Origin of the sequence: Pseudomonas rhodesiae (genome assembly GCF_007858255.1) — a bacterium.
In the GTDB taxonomy this organism is placed as follows: Bacteria; Pseudomonadota; Gammaproteobacteria; order Pseudomonadales; family Pseudomonadaceae; genus Aquipseudomonas; species Aquipseudomonas rhodesiae.
Genome location: NZ_VFEU01000003.1, coordinates 300,388 through 312,161 on the forward strand (window position 1 = coordinate 300,388; position 11,774 = coordinate 312,161).

10 protein-coding genes are annotated in these 11,774 nt (G+C 60.8%); 7 read left to right on the top strand and 3 right to left on the bottom strand.

Annotated elements, in window-relative coordinates:
• Nucleotides 1-49: 49 nt before the first annotated feature.
• Together FIV35_RS06115 and FIV35_RS06120 are read left to right on the top strand one after the other, a co-directional pair.
• Nucleotides 50-1,912: an NAD(P)-binding protein gene (locus FIV35_RS06115; protein ID WP_034137205.1), complete on the top strand. Its 1,863-nt coding sequence runs from the start codon at nt 50-52 to the stop codon at nt 1,910-1,912.
• A 356-nt stretch (nt 1,913-2,268) separates the two neighbouring features.
• Nucleotides 2,269-3,894, top strand: coding sequence for a glucan biosynthesis protein D (locus tag FIV35_RS06120; protein ID WP_034137204.1), 1,626 nt, complete (start codon nt 2,269-2,271; stop codon nt 3,892-3,894).
• A gap of 44 nt (nt 3,895-3,938) precedes the next feature.
• Here the strand turns inward: FIV35_RS06120 and FIV35_RS06125 are convergent, their stop codons facing one another.
• From FIV35_RS06125 to FIV35_RS06135, 3 genes are all read right to left on the bottom strand, one after another.
• Nucleotides 3,939-4,124: a hypothetical protein gene (locus FIV35_RS06125; RefSeq protein ID WP_034096182.1), complete on the bottom strand. Its 186-nt coding sequence runs from the start codon at nt 4,122-4,124 to the stop codon at nt 3,939-3,941.
• A 268-nt stretch (nt 4,125-4,392) separates the two neighbouring features.
• Nucleotides 4,393-5,499, bottom strand: a complete 1,107-nt coding sequence (locus FIV35_RS06130; protein ID WP_034112079.1) for an NADH:flavin oxidoreductase/NADH oxidase — start codon at nt 5,497-5,499, stop codon at nt 4,393-4,395.
• A gap of 125 nt (nt 5,500-5,624) precedes the next feature.
• A complete protein-coding gene (locus tag FIV35_RS06135) occupies nt 5,625-7,526 on the bottom strand; it encodes a potassium transporter Kup (protein WP_034137203.1) in 1,902 nt (633 codons plus the stop codon).
• Between the two features lie 288 nt (nt 7,527-7,814).
• On the opposite strand from FIV35_RS06135, the gene rimO reads away from it, so the two are divergent.
• The 5 genes from rimO to tsaA all read left to right on the top strand — a co-directional run bounded on the left by rimO (nt 7,815) and on the right by tsaA (nt 11,740).
• Nucleotides 7,815-9,155 (top strand): 30S ribosomal protein S12 methylthiotransferase RimO, encoded by a 1,341-nt coding sequence (gene rimO, locus FIV35_RS06145; protein ID WP_034096179.1) that lies wholly within the window; start codon nt 7,815-7,817, stop codon nt 9,153-9,155.
• A gap of 101 nt (nt 9,156-9,256) precedes the next feature.
• Nucleotides 9,257-9,730, top strand: coding sequence for a GNAT family N-acetyltransferase (locus FIV35_RS06150; RefSeq protein WP_034137202.1), 474 nt, complete (start codon nt 9,257-9,259; stop codon nt 9,728-9,730).
• Between the two features lie 71 nt (nt 9,731-9,801).
• The gene (locus tag FIV35_RS06155) at nt 9,802-10,512 is read left to right on the top strand and encodes an rRNA pseudouridine synthase (RefSeq protein ID WP_034137201.1); all 711 of its coding nucleotides are present in this window, start codon (nt 9,802-9,804) and stop codon (nt 10,510-10,512) included.
• A gap of 67 nt (nt 10,513-10,579) precedes the next feature.
• Nucleotides 10,580-11,041 carry a YehS family protein gene (locus tag FIV35_RS06160; protein WP_034137200.1) on the top strand — a complete coding sequence of 154 codons (462 nt, stop codon included), beginning with the start codon at nt 10,580-10,582 and terminating at the stop codon, nt 11,039-11,041.
• A gap of 3 nt (nt 11,042-11,044) precedes the next feature.
• The gene (gene tsaA, locus FIV35_RS06165; RefSeq protein ID WP_034137199.1) at nt 11,045-11,740 is read left to right on the top strand and encodes a tRNA (N6-threonylcarbamoyladenosine(37)-N6)-methyltransferase TrmO; all 696 of its coding nucleotides are present in this window, start codon (nt 11,045-11,047) and stop codon (nt 11,738-11,740) included.
• Nucleotides 11,741-11,774 lie beyond the last annotated feature (34 nt).

Genomic DNA, 11,774 nt, shown 5'->3' on the forward strand with positions numbered 1-11,774 from the left:
AAGCAGGCGCTTGCAGGGGGGCTTATAACAATAATTTTCAGGATCCCCCATGGACATCACCCGCCGCGACTTCCTCAACGGCGTCGCCATCACCGTTGCTGCCGGCATCACGCCGCTGCAGATTCTCCAGGCCGCCCCCGACGGTCGCTATTACCCGCCCGCCCTCACCGGCCTGCGCGGCAGTCATGTCGGTTCGTTCGAAGTGGCGCATCAGATGGGCTGGGAAAAGAAGGTCTTCGACACCGATACCTTGCCGATCACCGAGGACTATGACCTGGTGGTGGTCGGCGGTGGCCTGAGCGGTCTGGCGGCGGCGTGGTTCTACCGTGAGAAGCACCCCAAGGCGAAAATCCTGATCCTGGAAAACCACGACGATTTCGGCGGCCATGCCAAACGCAATGAGTTCCAGGCCGGCGGCCGCATGATCATCGGCTATGGCGGCAGCGAGGCCTTCCAGTCGCCCACCCACCTGTTCAGCGAGCAAGTGAACGGTTTGTTGAAAAAGCTCGGGGTGAATATCAAACGCTTCGAAACCGCCTTCGACCGCCCGTTCTACCCCAGCCTGGGGCTGTCGCGCGGGGTATTTTTCGACAAGGAAAACTTCGGCGAAGACAAACTGGTGACCGGCGACCCGACGCCGATGGTGGCCGACGATATCGCCCCGGGCCAGTTGCATGGGCGCGCCCTGAAAGACTTTATCAATGACTTCCCACTGCCGCCTGCGGACCGCCAGGCGTTGATCGAACTGCACACTGCGCCCAAGGACTACTTGCCGGGCAAAACGGCCGAGGAAAAGGCCGATTATCTGGCGGCCACCAGCTACCGGGACTTCCTGCTCAAGAACGTGGGGTTGTCGGAAGGTGCGGTGAAATACTTCCAGAGCCGCACCAATGACTTTATGGCCTTGAGCATTGATGCCGTGGCTGCGTCCGACGCCTATAACGTCGGTTTCCCAGGCTTCGCGGGGATGAACCTGGCGCCGATCAGTGAAGAAGCTGCGGCAGAAATGGAAGAGCCCTACATCTACCACTTCCCGGACGGCAACGCGTCGCTGGCGCGCCTCTTGGTGCGCAGCCTGATTCCTGGGGTGGCGCCGGGGCACACCATGGACGATATCGTGCTGGCGCCCTTCGACTATGCCAGGCTCGACCAACCCAAGGCGCCGGTGCGCCTGCGCTTGAACAGCACGGCGGTGAGTGTGCGCAATGTCGGCGACGGCGTGCATATCGGCTACAGCCGAGGCGGCCAACTCGCACAAGTACGCGGCAAACGCTGCATCCTGGCCTGCTACAACATGATGATTCCGTACCTGCTCAAGGGCCTGCCCGCGGACCAGGCCCATGCGTTGAGCCAGAACGTGAAATTCCCCTTGGTGTACACCAAGGTGGTGATTCGTAACTGGCAGGCGTTTCAGCAGTTGGGCGTGCATGAAATCTACGCAGCTACCCAGCCTTACAGCCGCATCAAGCTGGACTACCCGGTGAGCATGGGCGGCTACGACCACCCGCGCGACCCGACGCAGCCCATCGGCTTGCACATGGTCTACGTGCCCACCAGCCCCAACAGCGGCATGAACGCCCGCGACCAGGCCCGCGCCGGACGCGGCCGGTTGTATGGGCAGACATTCGAGCAACTGGAAGCGCAATTACGTGACCAACTGCAACGCATGCTCGGCCCGGGCGGGTTCAACCATGAGACGGATATCCTGGCGATCACCGTGAATCGCTGGTCCCATGGCTATGCGTATTTTTCCAACAGCCTGTTCGATGACGCCGACGAAAGTGAAGCGCTGATGAACCTGGCGCGCAAACCCCTGGGCCATGTGAGCATCGCCAACTCGGATGCGGCCTGGAGTGCGTACGCGCATGCGGCGATCGACGAGGCGTACCGAGCCGTGGGCGAAGTGGCCTGAAACACACCTCTGACAGGCAATACAAAACTCTTTGTGGGAGGGGGCTTGCCCCCGATAGCAGTGGGTCAGCACTGAATAGTCGGCTGATGCACCGCTATCGGGAGCAAGCCCCCTCCCACATTGGTTGTTCATAATTCGTGAGTAATGTGGTTGCCCCACAGCCCCGGAAATGTCTTGTCGCACTTGCAATGCCATCACCCCGCCATCAATCATTTTTCCTACACCATCGAACCGCTTAAGCTATCCGGCGTCTGTTTAATGTTCGTTGCGTTTGGCCGAAGGCATGTCCGAACCGTACTTTCTGATCCAGCACGTGCCAGGAACGGCGCGGGATTTGCTCACGACAGGTTGTCTCTATGCATCGTAGGAATTTGCTCAAAGCGTCCATGGCCATTGCGGCTTATACCGGTCTGTCGGCCAGTGGCCTGTTCGCCGCCCAAGCATGGGCCGGGAACCGCGCCGCCGATGGGAAAGCCGTGGCGTTCGACTTCGAATCGCTCAAGGCCCAGGCCAAACAACTGGCCGCAACCGCCTACAAAGACACCAAACAGGTGCTGCCGCCGACCCTGGCGAGCATGACCCCGCAGAACTTCAACGCCATCGGCTACGACCGCAACCATTCGCTGTGGAAAGAGCTGAACGGCCAATTGGACGTGCAGTTCTTCCACGTCGGCATGGGCTTCAAGACGCCGGTGCGCATGCACAGCGTCGACCCTAAGACCCGCGAAGCCCGTGAGGTGCATTTCCGCCCTTCGCTGTTCAACTATGAAAAAACTACGGTCGATACCAAGCAACTGACCGGCGACCTGGGTTTCTCCGGTTTCAAACTGTTCAAGGCGCCGGAGCTGGACCGTCATGATGTGCTGTCGTTTCTCGGCGCCAGCTATTTCCGCGCGGTGGATTCCACTGGCCAGTACGGCCTGTCCGCGCGTGGCCTGGCGATCGACACCTACGCGAAAAAACGCGAAGAATTCCCAGATTTCACGCAGTTCTGGTTCGAAACCCCGGATAAGAACGCTACCCGCTTCGTGGTCTATGCCCTGCTCGACTCGCCGAGCGCCACTGGTGCCTACCGCTTCGATATCGACTGCCAGGCCAACCAAGTGGTGATGGCCATCGACGCGCATATCAATGCGCGCACGGCCATCGAACAATTGGGCATCGCACCGATGACCAGCATGTTCAGCTGCGGCACCCACGAGCGCCGCATGTGCGACACCATCCACCCGCAGATCCACGACTCGGACCGCCTGGCCATGTGGCGCGGCAATGGCGAGTGGGTCTGCCGCCCGCTGAATAACCCAGCCAAGCTGCAATTCAATGCGTTCGCCGACACCGACCCGAAAGGCTTCGGGCTGGTGCAGACCGACCACGAATTCGCCAGTTATCAGGACACCGTGGACTGGTACAGCAAACGCCCAAGCCTGTGGGTGGAGCCAACCACCGCTTGGGGCGAAGGCTCCATCGACCTCCTTGAAATCCCCACTACCGGCGAAACCCTGGACAACATCGTGGCCTTCTGGACCCCGAAGAAACCCGTGGCCGCCGGCGATTCGCTCAACTACGGCTATAAGTTGTACTGGAGCGCCTTGCCGCCGGTAAGCACGCCGTTGGCGCAAGTGGATGCTACCCGTTCCGGCATGGGCGGTTTTACCGAAGGCTGGGCACCGGGCGAGCATTACCCGCCGGTGTGGGCGCGCCGCTTCGCGGTGGACTTCAAGGGGGGCGGCCTGGACCGCTTGCCGGAGGGCACCGGGATCGAACCGGTGGTGACCTGTTCCCACGGCGAGGTGAAGGACTTCAGCGTGCTGGTACTGGATAACATCAAGGGCTACCGCATTCTGTTCGACTGGTACCCGACCAGCGACAGCGTGGAACCGGTGGAGCTGCGTTTGTTTATCCGCACCCAGGACCGCACCTTGAGCGAAACCTGGTTGTATCAGTACTTCCCGCCGGCACCGGACCAGCGCAAGTACACCTGATGCACCATGGGGGAGCGTTCGCTCCCCCATGATTGAACCGCGATTCAGAATCGCGACACGCTTTTCATCGCTCCAATCAAGTACCGCATCGCCACCTGGTCGTCCTCGGTCAGGGCGCGGTACTGCGCCAACAACGCCTCTTCATCCGAACTCAGCCTTCGACCTCGCAACGCCACCCTGCGGGTCAGAAATGACGCCACCATACCCGCTACACCATAGGACTTGGCCATGGACTGCTTCTCCTGATAACAATCAAATACTCCTGGCGCCCATCACCTGCGTCCCGTGAAGCGCAATGCCTCAGTGGGCAAGCCGCCTGATTTCCTGGGCCAGAAATCAGGCTTACCGTAAGCGTAGAAACATTCTGATGACGCGTGGGATTTTTTTAGAGCATTCACTTAAAAAATTTCTTCGGTAACAAAGACCTACAGGTATTTCCCATACTCAGGGCAATAAAAAACCCACCGGATCAGGGTGGGTTTCTTATTGTCGCGACGGCTAATCCCTCAAGTCGGACTCATGGATCGGCTGATCGCGATGGGTCGCCCGCTGATACTGCGCCGGCCAGATCGCCTTGCGCCCACCCAGGTCGTCGTCGGCATGCAACGGCCAGTACGGATCGCGCAGCAGTTCACGGGCCAGGAAGATGATGTCGGCCTGACAGGTACGCAGGATGTGCTCGGCCTGCGCCGGCTCGGTGATCATGCCGACGGTGCCGGTGGCGATTTCTGACTCTTTGCGCACCCGCTCGGCGAAACGGGTCTGGTAACCCGGGCCGGTGGGGATCTCGGCGTTGGCGGCGGTGCCGCCGGACGAGACGTCGATCAAATCCACCCCGATTGCTTTGAGGCGGCGCGCCAGTTCCACGGTTTCATCCGGGTTCCAGCCGTCTTCCACCCAGTCGGTGGCAGATACGCGCACGAACAGTGGCAGTTCTTGAGGCCAGACGTCGCGCACGGCTTCGGTCACTTGCAACACCAATCGAATGCGATTCTGGAACGAGCCCCCGTACTGGTCCTGACGTTGATTGCTCAGTGGCGACAGAAACTGGTGCAGCAGATAGCCATGGGCCGCGTGGATCTCCACCACCTTGAAACCGGCGGTCAAGGCGCGTTTGGCGGCCGCGACGAAGTCGGCAACCACCTGCTGGATCTGTGCCTCATCCAGCTGTTTGGGTTGGGTGTGCAGAGGGTCGAAGGCAATCGGCGAAGGGCCGACCGGCACCCAGCCGCCGTCTTCGGGCTTGACGCTGCCATGCTTGCCGAGCCATGGGCGGTGGGTGCTGGCCTTGCGCCCGGCATGGGCCAGTTGAATACCGGCCACCGCCCCTTGGGCCGCAATAAAGCGCGTAATGCGTTGCAGCGGCTCGATCTGTTGATCGTTCCACAGCCCCAGGTCCTGGGCGGTGATACGGCCATCGGCGGTCACGGCGGTGGCTTCGGTGAAGATCAGGCCGGCGCCGCCCACGGCACGGCTGCCGAGGTGCACCAGGTGCCAGTCGTTGGCCAGGCCATCGACACTGGAGTACTGGCACATCGGCGATACGGCGATGCGATTGGGCAGGGTCAATTGGCGCAGGGTATAGGATTCGAGCAGCTGACTCATGGCGCACCTCTTCTGGGTTCTGTGGGCACTATTCAAACCGTGCTTAGAGCCTAGTCGACAACGCGCGATTGCACAGGGTTCAGCGCAAAGCGGGAGCCGATTGCCGGCTCCCGTACAGTGTGTGCTTACATTTCGACCTGGGTGCCCAGTTCAATCACCCGGTTTACCGGGAGTTTGAAGAAGCGCAGGTTACCGTTGGCGTTTTTCAACATGAACGCGAACAACCCTTCGCGCCAGCGCGCCATGCCGTTGAGGCGTGAGGCGATCACCGTTTCACGGCTGAGGAAGTAGGTAGTGCGCATCGGGCTGAAATCCAGATCGTCCAGATGGCACAACTTCAGCGCTTCGGGCACGTCCGGCTCGTCGGTGAAACCGAAGTGCAGGATGACCCGGAAGAAACCTTCACCGTAGGAGTCCACCTCGAACCGCCGGGTGGCTGGCACCCGTGGGATGTCTTCGTACACCACGGTCAGCAGCACCACTTGCTCATGCAGCACCTGGTTGTGCAGCAGGTTGTGCAACAGCGCATGGGGCACAGCGTCGGGCCGCGCGGTGAGAAACACCGCCGTGCCCTGCACCCGGTGGGGCGGCTGTACGCGGATACTGCTGATAAAGATCGGCAACGGCAGGCCGCCTTCGTCGAGGCGGTCCACCAGCAATTGCTTGCCGCGTTTCCACGTCGTCATCAGTACGAACAGCACGATCCCCGCCAGTACCGGGAAGGCCCCGCCCTGGATGATCTTCGGCACGTTGGCGGCGAAGTACAGACCGTCGACCAACAGGCAACAGACCAGCACCGGCACAGCCAGCACCGGCGGCCATTTCCACAGTAGCAGCATGACCGCCGACACCAGGATAGTGGTCATCAGCATGGTGCCGGTTACAGCCACGCCGTAGGCCGAGGCCAAGGCATTGGAGGATTCGAAGCCCAGTACCAGCAGAATCACGCCGACCATAAGCGACCAGTTCACCGCGCCAATGTAGATCTGGCCCTGCTCGGCACTGGAGGTGTGTTGGATGTGCATGCGCGGGATGTAACCAAGCTGGATCGCTTGGCGCGTCAAGGAAAACGCACCGGAAATCACTGCCTGGGACGCAATTACCGTGGCCAGGGTGGACAATACCACCAGCGGGATCAGTGCCCAACTCGGTGCCAGCAAGTAGAACGGGTTGCGCGCGGCTTCGGGGTCGCCCAATAGCATCGCGCCCTGACCGAAGTAGTTAAGCACCAGTGCCGGCAGCACCAGCATGAACCACGCACGGGCAATCGGCTTGCGGCCGAAGTGGCCCATGTCGGCGTACAACGCTTCGGCACCGGTCAACGCCAGCACCACCGCGCCAAGGATCGCCACGCCAATGCCAGGGTGGGCCTCGAAGAAGCGCACGGCCCAGATCGGGTTCAGGGCATGGAGTACCTCGGGGTGCAGGGTAATGCCGTACACACCAAGGCCGCCCAGCACCAGAAACCAGGTCACCATCACTGGCCCGAACAGTTTGCCGATATGGTCGGTGCCGTGCTTCTGGATCAGAAACAACGCTACCAACACCACCAGGGCAATCGGTACTACCCATTTTTCCAGGCCATCGAACGCCAGTTCCAGACCTTCCACGGCCGACAATACGGAAATTGCCGGGGTGATCATGCTATCGCCATAGAACAATGCCGCCCCGCAAAGACCACACACCACCAGGAAACTGCGCAGCTTCCTGCGCTCCCCCGCCGCCCGCCGCGCCAGCGCGGTAAGGGCCATGATGCCGCCTTCGCCCTGGTTGTCGGCACGAAGTACGAACAGCATGTACTTGATCGACACGACCCAGATCAGCGACCAGAAAATCAGCGCCAGAATCCCCAGCACGCCATCGTGGTTGACCTGAACCCCATAACCGCCGTTGAACACCTCTTTGAGGGTATAGAGCGGGCTGGTACCGATATCGCCATACACCACCCCAACCGCCGCCACCAGCATGCCAATCGGCTTGGCGTTTGAATGCTCGGCACCTGTTGCCTGACTGCTTGCCTGACCCATCAACCACTCCTGCCCTTTGACCTGAGGTCTTATATAAACAGCGCGTCTAAGCGAACCCTAGCATGCGCTGTTTTACTTCTCGTAACAGACGTTTTATTGACCCACGGGTTTTACCCATGCGCAACGGCGCGAAGCATAGCGCAGCGCTCGTCGTATTTCCCTGCATAAAGCTGGTCAAGTGCGTTGCCCATCGCTAGAATTGCGCACTTTTTGATCAGAGGCGCGCCCAGCGCCCGTCCGCTGCCCTGCCCTTCACGGCGGCGGCGTCATTCAATACCGAGGTTAGACATGTCCACCACTCCCGCAACGGCCAACCCCAAGGTCGGCTTTGTATCCCTGGGTTGCCCCAAGGCCCTGGTCGATTCCGAGCGCATCCTGACCCAACTGCGCATGGAAGGTTATGACGTGGTGTCCACTTATCAGGACGCGGACGTGGTGGTGGTCAATACCTGTGGCTTTATCGACTCGGCCAAGGCGGAGTCGCTGGAAGTGATCGGCGAAGCCATCAAGGAAAACGGCAAGGTCATCGTGACCGGCTGCATGGGCGTGGAAGAAGGCAATATTCGCGACGTGCACCCCAGCGTCCTAGCGGTGACCGGTCCGCAGCAATATGAGCAAGTGGTTAACGCCGTGCACGAGGTGGTGCCGCCACGTCAGGATCACAACCCGCTGATCGACCTGGTACCGCCGCAAGGCATCAAGCTGACCCCGCGCCACTACGCCTACCTGAAGATTTCCGAAGGCTGCAACCACAGCTGCAGCTTCTGCATCATCCCGTCGATGCGCGGCAAGCTGGTGAGCCGCCCGGTGGGTGACGTGCTCGACGAGGCCCAGCGCCTGGTCAAATCCGGCGTGAAAGAGCTGCTGGTGATCTCCCAGGACACCAGCGCCTACGGCGTCGATGTGAAATACCGCACCGGTTTCTGGAACGGCGCGCCGGTGAAGACCCGCATGACCGAACTCTGCGAAGCCCTCAGCAGCCTGGGTGTGTGGGTGCGCCTGCACTATGTTTACCCGTACCCGCATGTGGACGAGCTGATCCCGCTGATGGCCGCCGGCAAGATCCTGCCGTACCTGGACATCCCGTTCCAGCACGCCAGCCCGAAAGTGCTCAAGGCCATGAAACGCCCGGCCTTCGAAGACAAGACCCTGGCGCGCATCAAAAACTGGCGCCAGATCTGCCCCGAGCTGATCATCCGCTCCACCTTTATTGTCGGCTTCCCCGGCGAAACCGAAGAAGACTTCCAGTACCTGCTGGACTGGCTGACCGAAGCCCAGTTGGACCGCGTTGGCTGCTTCCAGTACTCGCCGGTTGAAGGTGCTCCGGCCAACCTGTTGGACCTAGCCGTGGTGCCGGACGACGTCAAGCAGGACCGTTGGGAACGCTTCATGGCCCATCAGCAGGCCATCAGCTCGGCGCGCCTGCAACTGCGCATCGGCAAGGAAATCGAAGTGTTGATCGACGAAGTCGACGAACAAGGCGCCGTGGGCCGTTGCTTCTTCGATGCGCCGGAGATCGACGGTAACGTATTTATCGACGACGCCAGCGGCTTGAAGCCAGGCGACAAGGTCTGGTGCACCGTAACCGACGCCGACGAATACGACCTGTGGGCCGAAAAGCGCGCCTGATCGTTAAAAACTGGAAAAGCCCTGCTTCTGGACAAGATGCGGGGCTTTTTTCGGTCTATCGTTTGGCCCATCAATGCAGATATCGGCAAGGGGCAGCGGGCATGGGGCAGCATTCGGTCATTCACACACCTAAAAGCAGCGATTACCCGGAGCTGGTGCGCATCTGGGAAGCCTCGGTGCGCGCCACCCACGACTTCCTGCCGGACAGCTACATCATGTTACTCAAGGATCTGGTGCTGACCCGCTACCTGGATGCCGTGATGCTGATCTGCACCAAAGACGCACGCCAGCGCATTACCGGATTTGCCGGGGTCGCGGCGGGCAAAGTGGAGATGCTGTTCATCGACCCGCAATACCGTGGCCAAGGCCTGGGCCGACAGTTGCTGCGCTACGCGGTGGAGTGCATGAACGCCGATGAGTTGGAAGTCAACGAACAGAACCCCCAGGCCCTGGGTTTTTACCTCAAGCAGGGGTTCGAGGTGATCGGACGCACGGAGCACGACGGCCTGGGCAAGCCTTATCCGTTGCTGCGCATGCGTTTGCGCCAGTTGCCGTCACAGGCGCGTCAGGGCTAAATGAAATGGGGCCGGGATTAACCGGCGCCAGGCAGGTACAATAGCCGCCCCCTTTTGTTACGGCCCTTGTCATGACTGACCCCATACGCCTCTCCAAACGCCTTATCGAACTGGTCGGTTGCTCCCGTCGGGAGGCCGAGCTGTTTATCGAAGGCGGCTGGGTCTCGGTGGACGGTGAAGTGATCGACGAACCGCAGTTCAAGGTCACCACCCAAAAGGTCGAACTCGACCCCGAAGCCAAGGCCACCGCGCCGGAGCCCGTGACCATCCTGCTGCACGCCCCCGCCGGCGTGGATGCCGACACGGCGATGGCGTCGATCAGCGCCGAAACCCTGTCGGACGAACATCGCTTCGGCAAGCGCCCGCTCAAGGGCCACTTCCTGCGCCTGAGCGCCAGCGCCGACCTGCAAGCCAAGGCCAGCGGCCTGCTGGTGTTTACCCAGGATTGGAAGGTTCTACGCAAGTTGACCGCCGATGCCGCCAAGATCGAGCAGGAATACGTGGTCGAGGTGGAAGGCGAGATGGTTGCCCACGGCCTCAATCGCCTGAACCATGGCCTGACCTACAAAGGCAAGGAACTGCCGCCCGTCAAAGCCAGCTGGCAGAACGAGAACCGCCTGCGCTTTGCGCTGAAAAACCCGCAACCCGGGGTAATCGCATTGTTCTGCGAAGCGGTCGGCCTGAAAGTCGTGGCGATTCGCCGAATCCGCATCGGCGGTGTGTCCATCGGCAAGGTGCCCGTAGGCCAATGGCGTTACCTGTCCGGCAAAGAGAAATTCTAAGCCGCTCCCTTTTTTCGACAGCGCCCCACTGGGCGTTGTCCACCGTTGAAGACCAGGATTGCCCACCATGATTCACAACGACGTATTGCGCAGCGTGCGCTACATGCTCGACATCAGCGACAACAAAATGGTTGAGATCACCAAGCTCGGCGGCATGGACATCACCAAGGATGACCTGCTGACCTACCTCAAAAAGGACGAAGAAGAAGGCTTCGTGTTCTGCCCGGACGAGGTCATGGCGCACTTTCTCGATGGCCTGGTGATCTTCAAGCGCGGCAAGGACGACAGCCGCCCACCCCAGCCGATCGAAACCCCGGTGACCAACAACATCATCCTCAAGAAGCTGCGCGTCGCCTTCGAACTGAAGGAAGACGACATGCACGCCATTCTCAAGTCAGCCGATTTCCCAGTGTCCAAACCGGAGCTGAGCGCGCTGTTCCGCAAGTTCGGCCACACCAATTACCGCCCATGCGGCGACCAGTTGCTGCGTAACTTCCTCAAGGGGCTGACGTTGCGGGTGCGTGCGTAAGCCATGAATTACCCGGTCTCGCCCGTGGGCTTCGTGCGTTCCTGCTTCAAGGAGAAGTTCGCCATTCCGCGCCAGCCGCAACTGGCGCCAGCGGCCCGGGGCGTGGTGGAACTGGTGGCGCCGTTCGATCAGGGCGAGGCGGTACAAGGCTTGGAGCAGGTCAGCCATGTGTGGTTGCTGTTTCTGTTCCATCAAGCCTTGGAAGACAAGCCACGCCTGAAGGTGCGCCCGCCGCGCCTGGGCGGCAATGCATCCATGGGGGTGTTTGCCACCCGCGCAACCCATCGACCCAATGGCATCGGCCAGTCGGTGGTGAAACTGGACAAGGTGGAGCCCGGGCGCTTGTGGATTTCCGGGATCGATTTGCTGGATGGCACCCCCGTGCTCGATATCAAGCCCTATGTGCCCTACGCCGACATCATCGACACGGCCACCAATGACATCGCCAGCGCTGCGCCGCCGTTGATTGCCGTGCAGTGGCTGAAGACCGCGCTGCAGCAAGCACAAGGCCACGCCCAGCGCCTTGGGGAACCATTGGTTGAGCTGATCGATCAGTGTTTGGCCCAGGACCCGCGCCCGGCCTACCAGACACCGGCGCCAGAACGTGAATACGGGGTGCGCTTCTGGGATGTGGATGTGCGCTGGCACTATCCCGAAGCTGGGGTGATTTGCGTATTGGAAGTGGTGCCCGCTAACTGAATAAGGCGCAAACGAAATGTGGGAGGGGGTAAGC

Excerpts from the sequence above, each read along its gene's own strand:
- FIV35_RS06155 (WP_034137201.1), top strand. The coding sequence starts at position 9,802 with ATGACTGACCCCATACGCCTCTCCAAACGCCTTATCGAACTGGTCGGT.
- FIV35_RS06135 (WP_034137203.1), bottom strand. The coding sequence starts at position 7,526 with ATGGGTCAGGCAAGCAGTCAGGCAACAGGTGCCGAGCATTCAAACGCC.
- FIV35_RS06150 (WP_034137202.1), top strand. The coding sequence starts at position 9,257 with ATGGGGCAGCATTCGGTCATTCACACACCTAAAAGCAGCGATTACCCG.
- FIV35_RS06120 (WP_034137204.1), top strand. The coding sequence starts at position 2,269 with ATGCATCGTAGGAATTTGCTCAAAGCGTCCATGGCCATTGCGGCTTAT.
- FIV35_RS06125 (WP_034096182.1), bottom strand. The coding sequence starts at position 4,124 with ATGGCCAAGTCCTATGGTGTAGCGGGTATGGTGGCGTCATTTCTGACC.
- tsaA (WP_034137199.1), top strand. The coding sequence starts at position 11,045 with ATGAATTACCCGGTCTCGCCCGTGGGCTTCGTGCGTTCCTGCTTCAAG.
- FIV35_RS06160 (WP_034137200.1), top strand. The coding sequence starts at position 10,580 with ATGATTCACAACGACGTATTGCGCAGCGTGCGCTACATGCTCGACATC.
- FIV35_RS06115 (WP_034137205.1), top strand. The coding sequence starts at position 50 with ATGGACATCACCCGCCGCGACTTCCTCAACGGCGTCGCCATCACCGTT.
- rimO (WP_034096179.1), top strand. The coding sequence starts at position 7,815 with ATGTCCACCACTCCCGCAACGGCCAACCCCAAGGTCGGCTTTGTATCC.
- FIV35_RS06130 (WP_034112079.1), bottom strand. The coding sequence starts at position 5,499 with ATGAGTCAGCTGCTCGAATCCTATACCCTGCGCCAATTGACCCTGCCC.